Below are 22,556 nucleotides of genomic sequence, written 5' to 3'. Positions count from 1 at the left end.
GTCAGCAAAGGGTTTTCAGCCACTCCTCCTGAATAGCGAGGGCGCGCTCGATGATTTTGGCGTTGCGAACCTTCTTGTCCCGGATTTTGAACTCTTCCCCCGAAAACAATCCGAAGTTCACATTCATTGGCTGGTAATTCCCTTTAGGGGGGCCTTCCGTCACGTAATGCAACAGCGCACCGATGGCCGTTTCTTTCGGCGGCCTTGTGAAGGGGGCGTTGCGTACCCGGCTTAAAGCGCACAGCCCGGCAACCAGGCCCATTGCGCAGGACTCCACATACCCCTCCACCCCCGTGATCTGGCCTGCAAACCACATGTTCGGGTTTTTCCTCAGGCTCAAATCGGCGGACAGCAATTCCGGCGAGTTGATGAACGTATTGCGATGAATGGCACCGTACCGGAAAAACTCGGCGTTTTCCAATCCGGGAATCATGCGGAAAATGCGGCGTTGCTCAGGATATGTCAGCTTCGTTTGAAACCCGACCAGATTGTAGGCCGTACCCTCTTTGTTTTCCCGCCGCAACTGCACCACCGCATGAAACCTCTCCCCTGTCTCCGGATGATTCAAGCCAACCGGTTTGAGCGGGCCAAAAGCAAGGGTTTTGGGACCCCGCAATGCCAGTTCCTCCACCGGCATGCACCCTTCGAAGTAAACCGGTTTTTCAAATTCCTTGAGAGGGACTTTCTCCGCCTTGCACAATCCGTCCACCAACTGATCGTACTGCTCCTTGTTCAGGGGGCAGTTCAGGTAATCCGCATCGCCCTTGCCATAACGCGACGCGAAAAACGCTTTGGTCATATCAATGGAGTTGGTGTCCACAATCGGGGAAAGCGCATCGTAAAAATACAGATACCCCTGCCCCAGCAGGGATGAGATGCGGTCCGACAGCGCGGGCGAAGTGAGGGGCCCTGTAGCGATGATAACGGGTCCGTCAAATGGAATGTCCTTCACCTCGTTGCGCTTCAGGGTGATGTTGGGATGCTGTTCCAGCGACTGGGTTATTTCCGCCGAAAACAGGTTGCGGTCAACGGCCAGTGCCGCGCCGGCGGGCACCGCATGCCGGTCGCCTGAACGGATCACAAGCGAGTTGAGTTTGCGCAGTTCCTGTTTGAGTAAAAAGGGAGCGGAGGTATCCTGGTTGGACCCAAGGGAGTTGCTGCACACCAGTTCGGCGCAGTGGTCGGTTTTGTGAACCGGAGTCTTGAGCTCCGGACGCATTTCGTAAAGAACCACCCGCCCGCCCCGCTCGGCGATCTGCCAGGCCGCTTCCGATCCGGCAAGCCCGGCCCCGATGATGGTCACATGCGATGTCATATTTCCCGGTTCTTTTAAACGTTATGCCGCTTCGTCGGACGATTTCTTGAAGCCACAACCGGGGCACACAATGCTTTCGCCTTCATTCTTTTTCCACTTGGTGACCATGTAGGCGTTGTTGCATTTCGGGCAGGCCTCGTCCACCGGCTTGTCCCAGGAAGTGAACTTGCAATTCGGGTATTCACTGCATCCATAAAATGTGCGGCCTTTTTTCGTACGGCGGGGCGAGATGTCACCTTTGCAATCGGGTTCCGGGCACTTGATGCCCAGGCTGATGGGTTTGGTGAACTTGCATTCCGGATACTCCGAGCAGGCGAGGAACTTGCCGAAACGGCCCATTTTCATGACCAGGTGCGCGCCGCATTTATCGCAGGTGTCGTCTACCTTCTCGGAAACCTTTTTGCCCCCTTCGCCATTGTTGCCACCGATTTCTTTCGTGTTCTTGCATTCCGGGTAGCCGGAACAGGCCATGAATTTGCCGAACCGGCCCCACTTGATGATCATGGGGCTGTTGCACTTCTCGCAAACCTCGTCGGTTTCCTCTACCTGGCTCTTGATATCTTTCATTTTTGCTTCCGCTTCGACCAGGTCTTTTTCGAACGGACCGTAAAACGATTTCAGCGTGTCCACCCACTCGATCTTGCCTTCCTCGATTTGGTCAAGCTGGTCCTCCATCTGCGCCGTGAACTCCTCCGTCATGATATCCGGAAAATTGTCCACCAGGAGTTCCGAGACCAGGTGACCCAACTCCGTCGGCGCCACGCGCTTGTCTTCGTTTCGGATGTAATCGCGGTCTTTGATGGTGCTGATGATGGCGGCATACGTACTGGGCCGGCCGATGCCTTTTTCCTCCAGTGCTTTCACCAGCATCGCCTCGGTGAACCGCGGCGGTGGCTGGGTGAAATGCTGTTCCGGAAGGACCTTCTTCATTTCGAGAACCTCTCCCTTCTTGATATCGGGGAGAATTTTTTCGGTAGACTTCATGCCCGCACCTTCATCGTCCGTGTCCTCTACGTACACCTTCATGAACCCGTCGAACTTGATCACCGAACCGTTGGCGCGAAACAGGTATTTGGCGGTCACCACATCAAACTGGGTGGTATCCAGCACCGCAGGCACCATCTGGCAGGAAAGCGTGCGTGCCCAGATCAGCTCGTACAGGTTGTACATATCCTTCTCGAGGTATTCCTTGATCGACTTTGGCTCCAGCATGATGTTGGTGGGCCGGATCGCCTCGTGAGCCTCCTGCGCCGTTTTCTTGCTCTTGTACACATTCGGTGCCTTGGGCACGTATTCCTTGCCGTACTTGTCCTCGATGAGACGGCGAATGTCCCCGATCGCCTCTTCCGACAACCGCGTCGAGTCGGTACGCATGTAGGAGATCAAACCCACGGTGCCCTCCTTGCCCAGGGCTATCCCTTCGTACAGGCGTTGGGCAAGCATCATGGTTTTCTTCGGAGAGAAATTGAGTTTGCGGGACGCCTCCTGCTGAAGGGTGCTGGTGATGAAGGGGGCGGAAGGGTTGCGCTTCCTTTCCTTTTTGACGATGTCCTCGAGGACGAACTCGCCCTTCTCCACCGCCTTGACAATGGCCTGGGCCTGTTCCTCGTTGCCGATCTCAGCCTTTTTCCCCTCGACCTTGAACAGCTTGGCCTGGAATTCGGGCTCCTTGCTGCCTTCGAGATCGATGGTGATGGTCCAGTATTCTTCGCTCTTGAAGCTCTTGATTTCCTCTTCCCGGTCGCAAATCATCCGAAGCGCCACCGACTGCACACGCCCCGCACTGAGTCCACGCTGAACTTTTTTCCATAGAATGGGACTGATCTTGTAGCCCACAAGACGGTCCAGAATGCGCCGGGCCTGCTGGGCATTCACTTTATTTACATTCAACTCGGTGGGATGCTTGATCGCCTCGGTGACCGCTTTCTTGGTGATCTCGTTGAACATCACGCGGTAAATCTTGCCCTTCGTGATTTTTGAAACCTCGTTGCAGATGTGGTGGGCGATCGCCTCGCCCTCGCGATCCGGGTCGGGTGCGAGGTAGATGTTGTCCGCTTTTTTGGCAGCGGTTTTCAACGCATTGAGGATTTTCCCTTTTCCTCGGATGGTGATGTATTCGGGATTGAAGTTGTTTTCGACATCGACACCCAGCTTTTTTTTCGGCAGGTCTTTAATATGACCCACCGAGGCTTTGACGACGAAGTCCTTCCCGATGATTTTCTTGAGCGTTTCGACTTTCGTGGGTGACTCCACGATGAGCAAGGATTTACCCATAATACCTCAATGCTTCAGGGAAACCGGGCCATGTGCCACAGGCCATCCGTTTGCGTAACCCGGTCTTTCAATTCCAACTGTACAAGTGTAGCCAAAACATCCGCCGCTGGCAAATGACTGCGTTCTATCAGGTCATCAACGTGGTGCTGTTCGTGGCCTATTAATGAAAGTAATAGCTTTTCAAAATCTGTCAATTCAATTCTTTCATCATTAATTTCCTTGGCAGCCATATTTTGTTGCACTTCTTCGGAAAATTCTTCCAGAATGGCGTCGACGCCATCCACCAGTTTCGCACCTTTCTTTATCAGATTGTGTGAACCTTTGCTTTTAGGTGAAAAAATATTCCCGGGCAATGCAAACACTTCCCTGCCTTGCTCCAGTGCAAAATACGCAGTGATCAACGCACCACTCTTTTCTCCTGCTTCGATCACCAATGTCCCCTGCGAAAGACCGCTGATCACCCGGTTGCGGGCAGGAAAATTGTTTCGATCCGGTTTGGTGGACATGGGAAATTCCGAGATGATTGCCCCGGACTCGGTGATTTTTTCCTTTAGGGCACGATTCTCCGGTGGATACGTGTGTTCCAAGCCACACCCCATTACCGCCAGGGTGACCGCCTTCTCTTTAAGGGCTGTTTTATGCACCAGGGTATCGACACCCCGCGCCATGCCGCTGATCAGGCAGGCTCCACGTTGTGCGAGCTCGCTGCACAACCGTTCGGTTGCAATTTTCCCATAACTCGATACCGCACGGGTGCCCACCACGGCGAAGGGAAAGCTCACGTTATCAAAAAACCGTCCCTTGAAATACAGTACCGGAGGCGGGTCGTAAATTGCTTTCAATAGCGGCGGGTAACGCGGGTCCTCCAAAGTGAGCACACGCACTCCGGTGTCCCTCATCAACCGGTATTCCCGGTCCAAATTGCGTTCCAAGTCGAATTTTAGTATTTGCGCCGCGGTTTTTGCACCAATCCCCTCCACCTGCATCAGTTGCTGGCGGGAGGCATTAAATACATTCCTGGGGGATCCCAAACCTTGGACCAGCCGGTGAAACAGCGTCTTGCCGACGCCAAGAACCATGTTCAACGCCACCCAATAGCGCTCCGCCGCAGACACATCGTCATCTGAAAAAAGAGTTTTCACCGAATCCTGAGCGCCTCATTATGGTAGAAACCCGCCATCTACATCCCCTTTTCGTTCTCCCGGGTCACTCGCTTAACCGGTATTACCGGTTGGTACTAAAAACCTCCTTCTCAAATTCCGCAACCGCCTGGTTGAAGTTATGCAATGCATCATAAAATCCGACCAGAACCCGGGTGTAAATGATAAGGGTTTCGAACAGGTCTTTCTCGTCCCCGATCCCGAAATCATAGTTGGCGACTTCGGTCACCAGAAGCGCGCGCGTCATTCTACGGTTTTTACGGGCAAGATCGAACTGGGAGCGGGCCTGATTGACCCGCACCATGGATTTCTCCAATGCAATTCTTCTCTCAGCAGAAATTTTTTCAAATGGGTTGTTCCCTCCTTCGGCCATTTCACCGTATTCCCGAATCGTGGTGAACGGAAATTTACGTGGCGACAGGGAATCATCTGCCAGTTTGAATTCCGGGTGGATGCGCACACCCATCAATGCCTCAAGGTCAAGCCGTGCCAGTGAAATATCGCTTTCGAACTGGGTGATGTCGTTCAAGGTGCCCGCCAACCCCAATTTAAGCTTGGTCAGGGCCCCCTGGGTGACGTCCCCTTCTCCCTCCTCGAACTTCCTTTCAGCATTAGTGACGGCTTTCTCAAAGTGGCCCTGCACCTCACGGGAAATCCCGATCTGTTCCTTTCGAACCAGGATCCTCTCGTACGCGAGACGCACGCGGTGCTCCAGATCAATAGCTTTCGATTTTTCCAGCTTTCCTGGGTTCGAATGGGCCCGGAGCGTCATATTCACGCATTCAACAACAGGCGGCAGGGTGCTCAAGGGATCTGCGTGGGCAGGCCGGGGGAAAGCAGTAACCGCTCCCACCATAAAAACCAGTAACACCTGCAGAAATGAAACTTTAAAAAATAAAAATTTATTATTTAATTTCATAAACTTAACAAAAATAACTTAAAGTCTAATCGGAGGGAAGTTGCAAAAAGCAGGCGAAAAAAAAGGGATACTGAACAAACCGAAAAGAGTTCTTGATGGCAACCAAGAAGATAGGGCTGAGTCTATCTTTCCACTCTTTTTTGGTAGAGTGCTTATAAAATAAGCACTTTGTCCAGTACCCCAAAGGATATACAGAATTTAGCATAGCGTTTGTCGCCTTGTCAATACTATTTTGCTTTTCCGGGGCACCTTCACGCCCTCACCAAAAAGGATATAACTATATATTTTATAAGCAGTTAAAAGTTTCATCGGGCAGGGTTTTCAGTGCCGGACGCCAATTTCAAAATCAGGGCGAAAGTGAAACGAAAACATTATCAAAACCCATTTAATCAACAGGTTAAAGTCCGAACTTCGGAATCCTTTCACAGCTTATTCACAGGGTGCCCTCACCCTCTCTTCGTTCACTGGATCATGTCTATTGGAACGGGAACAAACGTGACCACAAAAATGAAAATGGAAGCGTATCCCACCTTTCTATGAAACGGTGACAACAACACCGTTTCATTGATAACGGGTGGATGCTTTACACCGATGAAGAAAACCATGGCCGCCCACACAAACCATCCCGGCCAGTACATCCCAAGTGGGAATAAGGCCACAAAGAATAAGCGCGCAAGCCAGGGTTGTTGATTCGGAAACATGGAGTAAATGATGTGCCCCCCATCGAGTTGCCCGATGGGCAAGAGGTTGAGCGCGGTGAAGAACATGCCAAACCACCCGGCCAGCGCAAGGGGATGCAGATAAATGGTCAGTTCTTCGTTGAACGGGCTCACACCCAGCACCAACTCCGACAGGAAGTAAAGAATGAGAGAGTTGCCGTAATTGAGTCCCAGCCCCGGTGGCGGAGCCACATGCGACACCACGGAGAACATCAATCCCACTGCCAGCACAAACAATGCCACCACAAACCCCGCAATCGGCCCCGAGGCACCGATTTCCATGAGAGCCCGGCGGTCCGTTATGGGTTCCTTGATCGCAATGAACGCTCCAAATGTTCCAACGATGAACATGGGAGGCGCGGGAAGGAAATTTGGCAGGGTGGCATCGACATTGTTGCGTCGGCAGGCAAAATAATGCCCGAACTCGTGAACGCCGAGAATCGAAAGCAGCCCCAGCGCGTACCACACGCCGCCCACCAGGGTGGTGGTGAACACGGTGCCTGCCAGCAACAGCACAAACACCGTGACCGTCCGGAAATTGATCACAAACCGCTTGTGTGGATACGGGTACGGTTCGGCTTCCCACGGACCGGTCTCCTGCGGCCCTTCCCGGTTTTCAGCGTTTCGGTCCATTTTATCCTGCCGTTTTCAATCGATCCGGGCTTCGCAGGTCACAACGGCGTGTCGTTGGACAGGGGGCGATGCGTGAATGGCCTGCTCCCTTCGCCGGAATATTCGCCCACGGTCTGGCCGCATCCGAACAATTTGTATTTGTAAATCACCAGTCCCTCAAGCCCGACGGGTCCGCGCGCATGCGTCTTGTTGGTACTGATGCCGATTTCCGCTCCCAGCCCGAAACGGAAACCATCGGCAAAGCGGGTGGAGGCGTTCCACATGACACTCGCCGAATCCACCTCGTTCATGAACTGTTCCGCCGCCTCGCGGTTTTCGGTAACGATGGTATCGGTGTGCCCGGAACCATGCTCGTTGATGTGTGCGATGGCCGCGCCACGGTCATCCACCACCTTGATGGCGAGCTTGAGATCATTGTACTCGGTGTCCCACTCCGCAGCGGAAGCCTTCTGGAGATCCGGCACCAGACTGCACGCACGCAGGTCTCCCATCAATGCCACCCCTTTTTCGCGAAATCGGGTCGTGAGATCGGGCAGCACCTTCGGAGCCACCTTCTCATGCACCAGCAGGGTTTCCATGGCGTTGCACGCCGCCGCGTATTGCAGTTTCGCATCCAGGGCGATGTTCAACGCCTTGGCCGTGTCCGCGTGTTCGTCGATGTACACGTGGCAAATGCCTTCGGAATGGCCCAGCACAGGAATTTTCGTGTGATCCTGAACGTATCGAACAAATTCATTACTGCCCCGCGGAACAATCAGGTTGATGTAACGATCCTGCTCGAGCATCTCCGCCACCTCGGCGCGGGTTTCGATCAACTGCACCGCCGCCTCCGGTACGCCGGGGACACTGGCAATCGCCTGTCTCAAGAGATCCACGATGACCTTATTCGAATTCTGCGCTTCCCGGCCGCCTTTCAGAATCACCGCATTTCCGGATTTCAGGCACAGCGACGCGATCTGCGGTACCGCATCGGGACGCGACTCAAAAATCGCGCCGATGACCCCGATGGGGCACGACACGCGGCGCAGGATCAGTCCTTCATCCAACTCCGTCGTGCCTTGAGCCCGGTTAACGGGATCTTCCAGCCGGACCACACTGCGGATGCCTTCCGCCATTCCCTTCACCTTGTGCGTATCCACGGCCAGACGGGCAACGAGGGGGCCTGAAATATTTTCCTTTTTGCTGTAATCAAGGTCCTTTCGATTGGCTTCCAGAACGGACTCGGTTTGAGCGACAAGCGCCTGGGCCATGGCTTCCAGCGCCCGGTTTTTGGTGGCGGTGTCGAGACGCGCCAAAACCAGCGACGCCTTTTTGGCCAACGCCGCCATTTCTGTTACGGTCATGGTCTTCCTCTTGCTTTTTAATTCAGGGAGGGGTAAATGTCGTTGCCCACATGCTTTAGAATATCGGATTCCTTGATGGCCTGCACCCCGGCATTGCCGATTTCGTTACCCCACAGGTACAGGCGGTTCAGGCGGGTCAGCACCGGAGACCCGGCCAAGTCATGAGCCCCGGTTTCCGTGATGCCATTCCACTGCAGATCCAGCTCTTCCAGATTTGTGAATGCCTCCGATTCGGCGAGGTGTTTCACACCCACGTCGCCAATCTTGTTCCGCTCCAGTCGAAGCTGTCTCAGTTTACGAATATACGGAGATTCCGCAAGAACCTTTGCACCTTCTTCGCCGATTTCGTTGTGAGACAGGGACAGGACTTCCAGGTTTCTCAGGTATTGCGAGGAGGCCAATGCCGCAAGGCCTCGATTCCCGATCCCGTTTTTATCCAGCCTGAGAACCCGGACTTTCTCCAGTATCGGGGAATGGGCCAGTGCCATTAGACCGGCATCGCCAATCCCGTTTCCGGACAGATCCAGGTATTCGAGTGCCCTCAGGGTATCTGAATTGGCCAGAGCCCGGGTGCCCGCAGGACCGATTTGATTGCCCCACAAATTGAGGTGGGACAGGAGCGGATACTTGTCCGAAGCCGCGAGCGCCGCCACCCCGTCCGGCCCGACCTGGTTATTGAACAGGTTCAGTGTCTGGAGGTTCGACAGGTATTTGGAAGCCGCCAGCGCCTGGGCTCCGGCATTGCCAAAACCATGTGAGTTGAGGTCCAGGATTTCGACCCTTTTCAACAGACGGGACCGCGCCAGTTGACGCACCCCGTCATCGCCCAGCATTCCGCTGAAATTGAGCTTGAGGTGGGTGCCGTTCTGCTTCAGTTCTTTCAGGATGATCGCATTGATATTGAGGGCCCAGACGGGACCCGACCACACAAGTCCGGCCAGGGCGGGCACCGCCCACACCAGAACCCGGGTTGTGTGGAAAGGCTTCATGGGAAATTCTGTATCGTGATGCGGACCTCCAGTCCGTCCTGGAGCCAGCCGAAGTTGTCGTTTCCCGCAAGGGTGGTGATCATTCCGTTGGTGTCCACCCGACGGACGCGGTTGTTGTCCCGGTCAGAGAAATACAGATTTCCTTCGCTATCGAATGCCATGCGGTAAGGGCTTTTCAACTGCGCCTGAACGGCGGGCCCGCCGTCACCGGAAAAACCCTGCACACCCGTTCCCGCTACAGTGGTGATGATGCCGTTTTTGTCCACCTTCCGGATGCGGTGCGCGTTTTCCTCGGCAATGTACAATTCGCCGGAAGGCGAAAACACCAGTCCTCCCGGCGACCGGATACCCGCCAGCAACGCCGGCCCGCCATCGCCCTTGTCCTCGAAACTGCCGTCGCCCGCATAAGTTGTCACGTTGCCTTCGTTGTCGATTTTACGGATCTTGCTGCTTCCGGAATCGGAGACGAACACTTCCCCCTGATCGTTCACCGCAAGGCCGTTCGGGTGCACTTCCCCGTCTTCAATGGCCAGCCACGCATCTTTCGCCAGGGTCTGGATGCGTCCCTGTGCGTCGACCCAGCGGATGTCACGGTTGGTGTAGTCCGCAAGATAGACCTTCCCATCCGGGCCGACCGCAACATCCTTGATCACACCGAGCGGTGCGTTGACCGCCGGAATCCCATCCTCCGCATGACCCAGCACCCCGCTTCCGGCAAAACGGTCGATGACCCCGTTTTCGTCGATACGCCGCACGTACCAGCTGTTGCCCTGCGAAGAGATCAGATATATGCGGTTCTGGTGATCGATTTCCAGGCCTTCCGGCATGAACAGCGACGCGTATCGTGCGGAGCGTCCGTTGCCTTCATTGCCCTCCCGCCCGGTTCCCGCGTAGGTATAAATGTAACCTTTTTTGTCCAGCGCCCGCAGACGGTGCGCCTGCTTGTCGGCGAATATCACGTGTCCCTGCCGGTCCACCACAATCCCCGAAGGCGCATCCAGCGTGGCGCCGGGCCCGGGACCGTGATCGCCGCGAAACAAGGCCTGCCCGTTGCCCGCCACCGTCTGCACCGTGTGCTGAACGAGGTGCATGCTTCGCACGCGGTGGTGGTTTCGGTCCACAATGAGAAGGTGTTGATCCGGCGTCATCGCCAGTGCAAACGGCAGATGCAGGGACGTTTCGGAGGCAATTTCATTGTCACCGTTGTACTCGTTTTTCCCCGTACCCATGACGGTGGTGATGATCCCGTTGACATCCACCTTGCGCACCCGGTTGTTGTTGCGGTCGGCGATATAAAGATTGCCGCGGTCGTCTGTAACCACGTCTGTGGGATACGCCAGGCTGGAGCGTGTGGCCGGACCAAAGTCACCGCTGAAAAAATGCGTGCCCTCTCCTGCCACGGTGGTGATGATCCCGTCGGGCGTCACCTTGCGCACGCGGTTGTTGCCGCGGTCCGCGATGAAGAGATTGCCGTTTTCATCGACGTCGATGCCGAACGGGTACTTGAGGAGCGCATCGATGGCCGGACCAAAGTCCCCGCCATACCCAGCCATACCGAGGCCCGCCACTGTAACCATTTGCCCCTCCGGATCCATTTTCAGGACCCGGTTATTGGAGCGGTCGGAGATAAACACGTGACCTAGAGAATCGCAGGCCACGTCCGATGGAAAATGCAGGGGAATCTCAACTGCGGGCCCTTCCTCCATGCCAAAATCAGGCTCTCCCGTTCCGGCGACGGTGGTGATGATGCCTTCCGTATCGACTTTACGCACCCGATGGTTGTTGCGATCGGCAATATACAGGTTGCCTGAGGGATCCAGGCACAACCCCGCTGGAAAATTGAGGGCGGCTTCGAGAGCGGGTCCGTTGTCTCCGTGATACCCTGCGTTGCCGTTGCCCGCCACGGTGGTGATGATGCCGTTTTTACCGATCTTGCGGATGCGGTTTTTGGATCGGTGGGAGATGAAAATATTCCCTTCCTTATCCACCACCACACCATCCACCAGGGTCAATGCCACATGGATTGCCGGTTGTCCGTCGCCGATGTCCGAATAGGGAAATGATTTTTCGCCGGGAAAAGCTGCGCCGGCCAGGACAACGCTCAACACAACCAGACAGACCCACCGGATGATGACTGTGCCTCGTCCGTGGTTCCGATCTGAAATGTTCATGCGTTCACCGTATAGTTATTTCTATCTGTCGTTGGCGTTTTGTTTTGAAGACGGCCCGTATGGTGGGTTCGCCCAACCTGTTCTGTATGAGGTCGAGCATCTCCAGATTCGGGAAATTCGGCGACTCAATAATTGCAATCGCCCCTTCATCCTGAATGTTGTTTTGTCCGAGGTAGAGATTTTTGAGCGAGGTCAGGTGTTTGGCCCGCGCCAGCATCTGCGCGCCGTCAGGCCCGATTTCATTGCGGAACAGGCCGAGTGTGGTCAGCTTCGGAAACGCTTTGGTTTCGACCAGATGATCCATCCCATCGGGGGTGATGAGGTTGTCGTTGAGAAGAAGGGTTTCCAGTTTCTGGAAGTTGTCGGACTGCGACATCAGGCGGATGCCCGGCTCGCCCACCTCATTTTTCCAGAGTTGCAGGGTTTCGAGGTTTTTGATGTACGGCGATTCGGTCAGCGCTTTCACGCCCATATCGCCCAGCAGGTTGCCCCAGAGATCGAGGCTTTGAAGGTTGGACAGGTATGGAGACTGGGCCAGGGCCTGCATGCCCTCGGCTTTGATGAGGTTGTTCTGAAGGTTGAGGTCGGTGACGTTTTTCAGCAGTTCCATTTCCGCCAGCCGGACGGCCCCGGCGGAACGGATCTTCACCCCGCTCAGGTCGAGTTTCGTGCCATCCTGGCTGAGCCTCTGCTTAACCAGTTCATCGATTCCCTGTGCGGCGGCTCCAGAGGAACCCAGCATAACCAGCGCAACGAGAACCCCTGTCACCCTTTTCAGAACAGAAACCATGCGCGCGTACGATGAGGGTTAACGCTGTGACCTAATCCATACCCAGGCTAGGTTAACAGATATTTGAAGATGGTGTATATGATTTTTGTTCCAGCCTTGAAAGTTCCCGAAACCGTGCCGGTGATCTTGGACACCCCCACCCGCCAGCGGTACTTCACGGGAACCTCCAAAATGCGAAGGTTGTTCTTCACCGCCTTGATCTGCATCTCCACGGTCCAGCCGAAGTTCGTGTCCTTCATTCCAATTTCCATCAGCGACGCGTGCCGGATCGCCCGGAAGGGTCCCAGGTCCGTATAACGGTGACCAAAAAACAGCTGGATGAGAAACACGGCAAGCTTGTTGCCATACCGCGCCTGTGGCAAAAGCGCTTTCCGGCTTTCCTTCAGGAGCATGCGGCTTCCCAGCACAAAATCCTGCTCCCCGGTTTCGATGGGTTTAACGAGCAGATCGATCTCTTCCGGATAATCGCTGTAATCGGCGTCGAGGAAGACGACGATGTCAGGATTGTTGAGGCTGGCGATGCCTTTCAGGCAGGCGCTTCCGTAACCGCGGCGGGGTTCGGCAACCACGGTAGCGCCGTGCTCACGCGCCACTTCGGCGGTGGCGTCGGTGGAAGCGTTGTCCACCACGATGATCTGATGCAGACGGTCTTTCGGCAGGTCATCGAGTACCAGCCCGATGGACTGCTCTTCGTTGAAGGCGGGCAGGATGACGGAGATTCTGGAGGACATGAGGGGCCGCCTGCGGCTCAGGCTCCGTTGAGGGCGCTCTTGATGCTGGCAATGAACTGGCCGACCTTTTCCTTGCGCTCGTCGGGACTGGAGCACTGGTCGATGAGTTTGACGATGGCGCTTCCGACGATCACGCCGTCGGACATCTGCGACGCTTCTTTCGCTTCTTCCGGACCGGAGATCCCGAAGCCGATCATCACTGGATGCGTGGTGACTTTTTTCACCTCGCCGATGCGCGACTGAAGGTTGCTGCTGAACTTGCTCTGCATGCCGGTGACCCCGGTGAGGGAGATGTAATATATGAAACCGCGACTCTTTTCGGAAATCATGCGCACCCGGTCCGGCGTGCTGGTGGGCGCGAGCAGGTAGATGACGCGCAGGCCCTTGCTGTTGGCAAAGCTTTCGAACGCCGTCGATTCCTCCGGCGGCAGGTCGGGCACGATGACGCCGTCCACGCCTGCGGCCACGGCATCGTTCACAAACTGCTCCTCACCATACACGAACACCGGGTTGTAGCTGGTCATGAGCACGATGGGAAGCTCGGACGTTTTGCGCAGGTCGGAAACCAGCGCCAGAATCTTTTTCAACGTGGTGCCGCTTTTGAGCGAGCGTTGCGACGCCGCCTGGATGACGGGTCCGTCGGCCAGGGGATCGGAGAACGGCACGCCAAGCTCCACGATGTCCGCTCCGTTTTCCTCGATCACCTGAAAGATGTCTTTGGTCGCGTCGAGGCTGGGATCGCCGGCCGTGATGAACGCCACCAGGGCTTTCTGTTTTTTGGTGCGCAGGTCTTCGATGCGCTGCTCGATGCGGTTCACGGCTGTTCTCCCAGAAACTCAGCCACCTGGTTGACGTCCTTGTCGCCGCGGCCCGACAGGCAGAGCACGATGATCTCGTCTTTCTTCATCTTCGGCGCGATCTTGACCACCTGCGCGATGGCGTGCGCCGACTCCAGCGCCGGGATGATGCCCTCCGACTTCGACAGCAGTTTGAATCCTTCGAGGGCTTCCTCGTCGGTGATCGACACATACTCCGCCCGTCCGGTCTCGCGGTAATAACTGTGCTCGCAGCCGACGCCGGGATAGTCGAGTCCGGCGGAGATGGAATGCGCTTCGTGAATCTGCCCGTCCTCGTTGAACAACAGGTAACTTTTCATGCCGTGCAGAACCCCCACCCCGCCGTGGCCCAGCGACGCACCGTGTTTGCCGGTGTCGATGCCGTGGCCGGCCGCCTCGACACCCATCAGCTTCACGGATTCGTCGTTGACGAAGGGGTAGAACAGGCCGATGGAATTGCTCCCGCCACCGACGCAGGCGACACAGATGTCCGGCAGTCGGCCTTCCACTTCCTGCAACTGCCGTTTCGCTTCCTCGCCGATGATCTTCTGAAAATCGCGGACGATCATGGGAAACGGATGCGGCCCGACGACCGAACCGATGATGTAATGCGTGGTCTCGACGGTGGTGATCCAGTTGCGGATGGCCTCGCTGGTGGCGTCCTTGAGGGTGCGCGTGCCGGAGGAGACGGGGATGACCTTCGCACCGAGGAGTTTCATACGGAATACGTTGAGCGCCTGCCTGCGGATGTCTTCCTCGCCCATGAACACTTCGCATTCGAGATCGAACAACGCAGCCGCCGTGGCCGTGGCGACGCCGTGCTGTCCGGCTCCCGTTTCGGCGATGACGCGCTTCTTGCCCATGCGTTTGGTGAGGAGAGCGCTGCCGATGGTGTTGTTGATCTTGTGCGCCCCGGTGTGGTTGAGGTCTTCGCGCTTGAGGTACACCTTTGCACCGCCCAGCTGGCGGGTCAGGTTTTCCGCGAAATACAGCGGCGATGGCCGTCCGACGTACTGCTCGAGGTAATACTTGAGTTCGCGCTGGAACTCCGGATCCTGCCGGGTTTCGTTGTAAATCCGCTCCAGCTCGGTGAGCGCGGGCATCAGCGTCTCGATGACGTACTTACCGCCGAACTGGCCGAAATGCCCGCTGGCATCCGGGACGGTCGTGTAATCTTTCGGTTGAGCCATGGTCACATTCCTTTTACGGCTTCAATGAACTTGCGTACTTTATTCCGGTTCTTTTTGCCCGGCTTCGATTCCACTCCGGAACACACATCCACCCCATACGGTCGGCACACGCGGATGCCTTCGGCGACGTTTTCCGGGTCGAGACCACCTGCGAGGATCACCGGGCCGTGCCGGCGCGCCTGCTTGACGAGGCTCCAGTTGAAGCGCTCACCGGTGCCGCCCCACTCGCCTTCCTTGTACGCGTCGAGCAGAAACGCATCGACGGCATAACGTGACAGGCCTTTGACCGATTCCGCATCCTTCACCCGGATGGCTTTCACCACCCTGGCCGCGATGCGTTTGCAGAACGCGGGCGACTCGTCGCCATGCAACTGCACAACATCCAGACCGCAGGTTTTGACGGTGCGCTCGATGACCTCGGCGGTTTCATTGACGAACACGCCGACCCTCTGTACAAACGGCGGCAGTTTTTCAGCGATGGCCTTGGCCTGTCTGGCCGTCACCGCGCGTGGGCTTTTCTTGAAAAAGATGAAGCCCACCGCATCCGCGCCGCATTCGACCGCATGCATCGTATCTTCCAGCGAGGTCATGCCGCAGACCTTGACTTTAACCGGAAACGGACGTTTTGTCATGGCCGCGCAGTTCCTGTAATTTTTCGGGGATGCAGTCCGCCTTCATCAGGCTTTCGCCGATCAAGAACGCGTGCATGCCGAGCGATTCGAATTCCTCGATGTGGGTGCGTTCGTAAATACCGCTTTCACACACCAGGCACAGCCCGCCCAGGCCTTTCAGTTGACCCAGCAGGCGGCGCGACACGGCGAGGTCCGTCTTGCCCGTGGTCAGGTCGCGATTGTTGATGCCGAGCAGTTTGGCGTCGGCGTACAGCGCCTTCTCCAGATCCTTTTCGTTGTGCGTCTCGACGAGCGCCGTAAAACCCAGTTCGTGGCCCAGCGCCATCAGGTCCTTCAACTGGTTCTTGTCAAGCGAGGTGGCGATGAGCAAATAGAAATCCGCGCCGAACGCCCGCGATTCGTACACCTGGTACTCGGTGTAGATGAAATCCTTGCGCAGGAGAGGAATGCTCACCTCCTGCTTCGCCTGCTGAAGATAATCGAGACTGCCGCCGAAGAATTTGTTGTCGGTCAGGATCGAAATGGCCGACGCACCGTTGTCCGCATACTCCTTGGCGATCTTCATCGCATCGAAGTCCTGCACCAGGTCGCCCTTGAACGGCGTACGCCGCTTGATCTCGGCGATGATGTTCGATCCATCCCCCTTACGTGACAGAATGCCCAGAACATCCTGCGCTTTCTGCGCCTGGCTCAGCCGCCCCTTCAATTCAGAGAGCGGCCGTTCGCGCTTCGCCGTGGCGACGTCGTCTTTCTTGTGTTCGAAGATGGTGTCCAGAATGTTGCGCATGATCGATTTCCTACGGCACGTTGACGGGACGCTGGTTGCTGACGCGGCACAGGTCTTCCAGTTTCTGTTTCGCCGCACCCGAGTCGATGGACCGGCGCGCGGCATCGATCCCGGCTTGCAAATCGACGGCTTTGCCCGCAGCCACGATAGCGGCGGCGGCATTGAGCAGGACGATATCGCGTTTCGGTCCGGGCGCACCCACCAGAATGCCACGCACGAGTTCGGCGTTGTCTTCGGCCTCGCCGCCTTTCAGATCCTTCGCATTGCACAAGGTCAGTCCCACATCTTGCGGATTCAGCACATACGCCTTGACCGTGCCGTCCTTGAGTTCCGCGACCTGGGTCGGCCCGGTGAGGGTGATCTCATCGAGCCCGTCCTCGCCGTGCACGATAAATGCGTGACGGCACCCGAGTTTGCCCAGAACGTTGGCCAGCGGTTCGGTCCATTTGGCGTCGAACACCCCCACCACCTGCGCCTGGACGCCCGCCGGATTGGTGAGCGGTCCAAGCAGATTGAATATAGTGCGGAATCCCAGTTCGCGGCGCACGTCGGCCGCATGTTTCATCGCCTTGTGCATCGACGGCGCAAACAGGAACGCCATGCCCACATCCTTCAAACATTTTTCAACAACGGACTTTTCCGCCTCGACATTGACGCCGAGGCATTTGAGGACATCCGCGCTACCGGAGCGACTGGACACCGCGCGGTTGCCGTGCTTGGCGACCGTGATCCCTGCCCCCGCCACGACAAACGCCACGGCGGTCGAGATGTTGAATGTGTTTGCCCCGTCGCCGCCGGTGCCACAGGTGTCGACGGAATGCTCACCGTCGGCATCCAGTTTTTCCGCCTTCTCGCGCATCACTCTGGCGGCGCCGGTGATCTCCGAAACCGTCTCTCCCTTCATGCGCAGTGCCGTCAAAAACGCACCGAGGAACGACCGCTCCACCTTCCCCTCCATGACGAGGGTCATGACGTGGATCATCTCCTCTTCGGTCAGGTCACGGCCATCGACCGCTTTATGAAGAATGCTGCGTGCGTCCATCGACGTGCCCCGCCGGCAGACCCGGCGAGTCCAGAAAGTTTTTCAGAAGATTTTTGCCGTACACCGTGAGGATCGATTCCGGGTGGAACTGAACTCCTTCCACCGGCAGTTCTTTATGACGGATGCCCATGATCTCGCCTTCCTTCGTCCATGCCGACACCTCGAAACAATCCGGCAGGGAGTCGCGTTCGACAATCAGCGAATGATACCGCGTCGCTTCGAAGGGATCCGGCAGATCCTTGAACAGGGTATTGTTGTCGTGGTGGATCTGCGACGTCTTGCCGTGCATCAGTTTCGCCGCCTTGACGATCTTGCCGCCGAACGCTTCGGCCACCGACTGGTGCCCAAGACACACACCGAGAAGCGGAATCTTTCCTGCGAAGTGCCTGACCACGTCCTTCGACACCCCGGCCTTGGTGGGAGTGCAGGGTCCGGGAGAGATGACGATCTTCTCCGGCGCGAGTCCCTCGATTTCTTCCACCGTGATCTTGTCGTTGCGGTGCACGCGGATGTCCGCTCCCAGTTCCCCCAGGTACTGCACGAGGTTGTAGGTGAACGAATCGTAGTTGTCGATCATCAGGATCATAAGACCAATCCCTTCTCCGCCAGTTCCACCGCCTTCAGCATGGCCCTGCCCTTGTTCATGGTTTCCTCGAATTCCTTTTCCGGAACCGAATCAGCGACGATGCCCGCGCCGACCCCGAGATACCCCGTCTGGTTTTTGACTACGAGCGTGCGGATGGCAATGGCCGTGTCCATGTTACCGTTGAAACTGATATAACCCACCGCCCCGGCGTAAAGGCCGCGCCGCGTGGGCTCGAGTTCCTCGATGATTTCCATGGCACGGATTTTGGGCGCGCCGGACACCGTTCCCGCCGGGAACGCCGCCGCCAAAACGTCGAAGCAGTCGAGGCCTTCCTTTAATATACCGCGAACGTTGGAGACAATGTGCATGACGTGCGAATATCTTTCTATGGTGAATTTCTCGTTCACCTCCACACTGCGGATTTCCGCCACCCGGCCCAGGTCGTTGCGACCCAGGTCCACCAGCATGATGTGCTCGGCCAGCTCCTTTTCATCCTGCAGGAGGTCCTTTTCCAGTGCCCGGTCCTCGTCTTCATTTCTACCGCGCTTGCGGGTGCCCGCAATGGGCCGCACCTCGACGTCTTTGCCCTCCAGCCGCACCAGCACCTCCGGTGACGACCCCACCACCTGCATGTCGCCGAAGCTCAGGTAATACATGTAGGGCGACGGGTTGATGGTGCGGAGCGCGCGATACAGTACGAACGGGTCCTGCTTGAGCTCGAAGCGGAGCCTCTGAGACAGCACCACCTGGATGGCATCCCCCTCGCGGATGTAATCCTTGACCTTGAGAACCGCTTTTTTGAATTCCTCTTCCTCGAAATTGGAATGGATCTCGGCGTGACTGCTTTGCAGGGAGGGATGGCCGCCGTTGCTGTGTTGCGACAGGTCTTTTCGGAGCAGGCGTTCCAGCGCCTCGATCTTGCCCGTCGTCTCCAGGTACAGTTCGTCGAGGTCGCGCCCCGGCGTATGGGCGTTGGAAACGATCTTTATGGTCTGCGTCACATTGTCGAACACGAGAAGCGTGTCGGTGATGACGAAGTAGGAATCCGGGATATCGAGGTCGTCTTCGGTCTGGTTCGGCAGGTCCTCGAAGTAGCGCACCATGTCGTAGCCGATGAACCCCACCGCCCCGCCGGAGAAGCGCGGCAGGCCGTCCACCGCCACCGGCTGGTACCGGGAAAGCATCTCCTTCACCACTGACAGCGGTTGCTCGCCGTTCAACTGCCGGGTTTCGTTCTGGCCGGAGGTCTGGACCGTGACCGAATCGCCTTTGGTCTGGATAACCGTCGACGGATTGCACCCGATGAAGCAGTAGCGCGCCCACTTGTCGCCGCCCTCGACGCTTTCCAGAAGAAAGGCGTGCATGCCGTCGCGGATTTTCATAAACGCCGAGACAGGCGTATCCAAATCGGCGAGGATTTCCTTATAAACCGGAATCAGGTTGCCCTGTTTCGCCTTGGCCTTGAAGTCATCGAGAGAGGGTTTGTACATTGCAAACAAAAAAAGCACAGACGCACTGTGCTACACGAAAAAGGCCTCTTAGAAAGGGTCTATTTTCAATGAGTTAGTTTAATGACAGTACCACCGAGGGGCGGAGGGTGTCAAGCCGATTGCGCGGGCCTGTGCGGCTGCCCGAGGGGCGCTCCGGGAAAGACGAAAACAACAGGGCCGATACAGGAATTTGGCCCCTACTCCACTTCCTTCCAGTCCTCGCCGTCCCAGTGCAGGATGAGGCCGTTGTCCCCCACCGCGTACATGTCATTTTCGTTCGGACCCCAGATGGCGGTGAGGTATTCCTCGGTATTGGACTCGATACGCGTCCACTGGTCGCCGTCGCGGTAGATAATGAGACCGACGTCACCCACCGCGAACACCAGTTCCTCGCTGGGTCCCCACACATCGAGGAAGAAGTCCTCGACGGGAGTCGGCATCACCTTGAAATCATTACCGTTGAAGTGGATCAGCGTACCGAAAGACCCGGCGAAATACATGTCCTCGGGGCCGAATCCGTAGATGCTGTACAACTCCGCGTTGGAGTTGAAGGTCATGCGCTTCCACTCGGTGTCGTGGAGTTTGAGCACCAGTCCGTCGAAGCCGACGGCGTACATGTTTTCCCGGTCCCAGCCCCAGACGGCGGCGATGTCCGTCTGCGTGCCGCTGGACATGAATTTCCAGTTCTGGCCGTCATACCTGAGGATTTTGCCGATGCGGCAACAGGCGTAGATTTCGTTCTCGCCCAAACCCCAGATACCGGACATGGGCGGCAGGCTGTCGGTGTCTTCCGCCTTCCACTCCTTGCCGTTGTAGCGGATGATTTTGCCGTCGGTGCAGACGGCGTAGAGGTTGTCCGGCGCGGTGCCCCACATCCGTTTGAGGGTCCAGCGTCCGCCGGTATCGATCTTGTTCCATTCTTTGCCGTTCCAGTGCAGGCAGGTGCCTTCAGCTCCCCCGATGAATACATTGTCGGCGCCGAAGCCGTACACAGACAGCAGGTTGCTGCTCGTCAACTGGCTCATGTCCCATCCCCGTTTGAAATTTCAGCGGTTCGTTGCTGCGTGAGTTACGCGATCACAATGAAACGTCGTGCCATTTTTTGCCATCGTAGAAGATGACGCAACCGTTTTCTCCGCACACCCAGACCTTGTCCGGCGCAAGTCCTCGCACCTTGGTGAAGTAAGAGTCAAAGGGAATTTCCATCTGCGTCCAAGCCTTCCCGTCATAGTGCAACAGAGTGGAGGCGTCGCCCACGGCGAAGATGTTGTCGTCGGAACTCCCCCAGATGGCGAGGATGTATTCCTCGGTACCCGTTTCCATGCGGGTCCACTCGTTGCCGTCGAAATGCAGGATGGTACCGTACGAGCCCACCGTATAGACGCTGTCGGCACCGGCGCCCCAGATGCCGTAAAGCGAGGTCTGCTCATCGGTCAATTCCTCGCGGCGGTGGAAGGTCTTGCCGTCGTAGAAGCGGTAGATGCCCTCGCCACCGACGGCGTGGATCCGGTTGATGTCCGCTCCCCAGAAGCCGAACAGGTCGTGAATGGTGTTGGGTTCGCGATATTCCCAGGACGTCCCGTTCCAGAACAGCACGCGGCCACCGACACCGAAAATGAATATGTGCGATTCATCATAGCCGTACAGTGAGTTGAGTGAGTCGTAATTGCCGGTGTCGATCTGTGTCCACTCCTTGCCGTCGTAGTGGATGACCACTCCACCGATACCGACCGCATAGATGCAGTCTTCGTGCGCAGCCCAGATCCCCATGAGTGGATTGGTATTTTCCGTCCGTTCGGGGGTCCAGAACTCACCATCGAAGTACTGGGGAATTCCGTCTTTCCCCACAACATAAATGCTGTTCTCATTGAACGGCCAGATGTCCATCAAATCCGGTTTTTCGCCCGTAAACATGGTTTGCTTCGATCCTTAATGAAAAACAGATTGAGAAACGGTATTCGTTGACGTCTCACCCCGCAACGATATTTCAGGCGAGGTACGGCCCCGAATAGAGACAGCCCCAAACAGGGGTCAATGTTCGGCGGGGGTGAGCCGGAACACCACTTTGGACAGCTTGGGCAGGTTTTCCGAATTCTGAATCAACTCCTGCACCTCCTCACTGATGTCGTTGTGAACGAGGATCAGGGTTTCCAGATTGGACAGGACCTTGGACTCCGCAATGGCGCGTGCCCCCTTGTCGGTGATCTCGGTTTCATACAGATCGAGCAGGGTCAGATTGCGCATGCATTCGGATTTGGCGATGGCCTCCACCCCGCGGTCACCGATGGGATTGTACGTCAACGTCAACTGCTGGAGATTCTTGAGCGTTTCCGATTCCGCCAGGGCGACGGCCCCGTCCGATTCGATATAATTCCAGTTGAGGTTGAGCTCGGTCAGCTTGGAAAGATTTTTTGACCGGGCAATGGCCTGAGCCCCTTCATCGGCGATATTGTTGCGGTAGAGTGACAGCAGATTGAGCCGAGTGAGAGTTTCCGACTCGGCAATAGCTGCAGCGCCCTCATCCTCCAGTCCGTCCCCCACCCAAAGCGAGACCAGGTTGCCCAGAATGGTGGATTTGGCCAGCGCTTTTGCGCCTTCGGCGGTGATTTTATTGTCGCTCAAAATCAGTTCGGACAGGTTGAGCATGGTTTTGGACTTGCACATTGCGGCCAGTCCGGCATCCGTCACCTGGTTTTTGAACAGGTTGAGGACGGTGAGGTTCTTCATTTCCTTGCAGTCGAGCAGGGCCTGAACGCCCTCATCGCCAACCTCGTTGAACTCCAGGAATATCGCAGTGATGTCCTTGATCTGGTCGCTTTGGACGATGTTTTTCAGGTCCTCATCGCCGATTTCGCGCTCGCGCAGATCGAGTTCGCTGTTTTCGATGTTCAGGCCTTCCTTGATAATCGATTCGGTATCCGCCATGGCTCACTTCTAGGAATTAAAGTC

The 22,556-nt window shown here is 56.6% G+C and carries 20 protein-coding genes; all 20 read right to left on the bottom strand.

Features of this window, described 5'->3' with window-relative positions:
* Position 1: 1 nt before the first annotated feature.
* A complete protein-coding gene (trmFO, locus tag ACTRW9_RS07575) occupies positions 2-1,315 on the bottom strand; it encodes a methylenetetrahydrofolate--tRNA-(uracil(54)-C(5))-methyltransferase (FADH(2)-oxidizing) TrmFO (RefSeq protein ID WP_442428872.1) in 1,314 nt (437 codons plus the stop codon).
* Positions 1,316-1,336: 21 nt separating this feature from the next.
* Positions 1,337-3,589 carry a type I DNA topoisomerase gene (topA, locus tag ACTRW9_RS07570; RefSeq protein ID WP_442425634.1) on the bottom strand — a complete coding sequence of 751 codons (2,253 nt, stop codon included), beginning with the start codon at positions 3,587-3,589 and terminating at the stop codon, positions 1,337-1,339.
* A 14-nt stretch (positions 3,590-3,603) separates the two neighbouring features.
* Entirely contained in the window at positions 3,604-4,731 is a 1,128-nt protein-coding gene (dprA, locus tag ACTRW9_RS07565) for a DNA-processing protein DprA (RefSeq protein WP_442428871.1), read from the bottom strand.
* 82 nt (positions 4,732-4,813) lie between these two features.
* Entirely contained in the window at positions 4,814-5,668 is an 855-nt protein-coding gene (locus tag ACTRW9_RS07560; protein WP_442428870.1) for a TolC family protein, read from the bottom strand.
* 461 nt (positions 5,669-6,129) lie between these two features.
* The gene (locus tag ACTRW9_RS07555) at positions 6,130-7,020 is read right to left on the bottom strand and encodes a site-2 protease family protein (RefSeq protein WP_442428869.1); all 891 of its coding nucleotides are present in this window, start codon (positions 7,018-7,020) and stop codon (positions 6,130-6,132) included.
* 38 nt (positions 7,021-7,058) lie between these two features.
* Positions 7,059-8,363: a glutamate-5-semialdehyde dehydrogenase gene (locus tag ACTRW9_RS07550; RefSeq protein ID WP_442428868.1), complete on the bottom strand. Its 1,305-nt coding sequence runs from the start codon at positions 8,361-8,363 to the stop codon at positions 7,059-7,061.
* A gap of 17 nt (positions 8,364-8,380) precedes the next feature.
* A complete protein-coding gene (locus tag ACTRW9_RS07545; protein ID WP_442428867.1) occupies positions 8,381-9,352 on the bottom strand; it encodes a hypothetical protein in 972 nt (323 codons plus the stop codon).
* Positions 9,349-11,523, bottom strand: a complete 2,175-nt coding sequence (locus ACTRW9_RS07540; RefSeq protein WP_442428866.1) for an NHL domain-containing protein — start codon at positions 11,521-11,523, stop codon at positions 9,349-9,351. Before ACTRW9_RS07540 ends, ACTRW9_RS07545 begins: the two co-directional genes overlap by 4 nt.
* 4 nt (positions 11,524-11,527) lie before the next feature.
* Complete coding sequence (locus ACTRW9_RS07535) at positions 11,528-12,313, bottom strand: hypothetical protein (RefSeq protein WP_442428865.1); 786 nt, start codon at positions 12,311-12,313, stop codon at positions 11,528-11,530.
* A gap of 47 nt (positions 12,314-12,360) precedes the next feature.
* Positions 12,361-13,044 (bottom strand): glycosyltransferase family 2 protein, encoded by a 684-nt coding sequence (locus tag ACTRW9_RS07530; protein WP_442428864.1) that lies wholly within the window; start codon positions 13,042-13,044, stop codon positions 12,361-12,363.
* Positions 13,045-13,061: 17 nt separating this feature from the next.
* A complete protein-coding gene (trpA, locus tag ACTRW9_RS07525; RefSeq protein ID WP_442425643.1) occupies positions 13,062-13,862 on the bottom strand; it encodes a tryptophan synthase subunit alpha in 801 nt (266 codons plus the stop codon).
* Positions 13,859-15,070 (bottom strand): tryptophan synthase subunit beta, encoded by a 1,212-nt coding sequence (trpB, locus tag ACTRW9_RS07520; protein ID WP_442425644.1) that lies wholly within the window; start codon positions 15,068-15,070, stop codon positions 13,859-13,861. Before trpB ends, trpA begins: the two co-directional genes overlap by 4 nt.
* Positions 15,071-15,072: 2 nt before the next feature.
* Positions 15,073-15,702, bottom strand: a complete 630-nt coding sequence (locus tag ACTRW9_RS07515; protein WP_442428863.1) for a phosphoribosylanthranilate isomerase — start codon at positions 15,700-15,702, stop codon at positions 15,073-15,075.
* Positions 15,677-16,489, bottom strand: a complete 813-nt coding sequence (gene trpC / locus ACTRW9_RS07510; RefSeq protein ID WP_442428862.1) for an indole-3-glycerol phosphate synthase TrpC — start codon at positions 16,487-16,489, stop codon at positions 15,677-15,679. Before trpC ends, ACTRW9_RS07515 begins: the two co-directional genes overlap by 26 nt.
* Positions 16,490-16,499: 10 nt before the next feature.
* Positions 16,500-17,531, bottom strand: a complete 1,032-nt coding sequence (gene trpD, locus ACTRW9_RS07505; protein ID WP_442428861.1) for an anthranilate phosphoribosyltransferase — start codon at positions 17,529-17,531, stop codon at positions 16,500-16,502.
* Positions 17,506-18,117, bottom strand: coding sequence for an aminodeoxychorismate/anthranilate synthase component II (gene pabA, locus ACTRW9_RS07500; RefSeq protein ID WP_442428860.1), 612 nt, complete (start codon positions 18,115-18,117; stop codon positions 17,506-17,508). Before pabA ends, trpD begins: the two co-directional genes overlap by 26 nt.
* Positions 18,114-19,607 (bottom strand): anthranilate synthase component I, encoded by a 1,494-nt coding sequence (gene trpE, locus ACTRW9_RS07495; protein ID WP_442428859.1) that lies wholly within the window; start codon positions 19,605-19,607, stop codon positions 18,114-18,116. The genes pabA and trpE overlap by 4 nt, the downstream gene beginning before the upstream one ends.
* 197 nt (positions 19,608-19,804) lie before the next feature.
* Positions 19,805-20,632, bottom strand: a complete 828-nt coding sequence (locus ACTRW9_RS07490; protein ID WP_442425650.1) for a WD40/YVTN/BNR-like repeat-containing protein — start codon at positions 20,630-20,632, stop codon at positions 19,805-19,807.
* A gap of 52 nt (positions 20,633-20,684) precedes the next feature.
* Positions 20,685-21,521 (bottom strand): hypothetical protein, encoded by an 837-nt coding sequence (locus ACTRW9_RS07485; protein WP_442425651.1) that lies wholly within the window; start codon positions 21,519-21,521, stop codon positions 20,685-20,687.
* A 117-nt stretch (positions 21,522-21,638) separates the two neighbouring features.
* Positions 21,639-22,532: a hypothetical protein gene (locus ACTRW9_RS07480; RefSeq protein WP_442428858.1), complete on the bottom strand. Its 894-nt coding sequence runs from the start codon at positions 22,530-22,532 to the stop codon at positions 21,639-21,641.
* Positions 22,533-22,556: the final 24 nt, after the last annotated feature.

It is taken from the genome of Nitrospina sp. 32_T5, from assembly GCF_052156635.1.
GTDB lineage: Bacteria > Nitrospinota > Nitrospinia > Nitrospinales > Nitrospinaceae > Nitrospina.
Note: the sequence above shows the minus strand (reverse complement) of the source record. Positions and strands in the feature narration are given on the sequence as shown.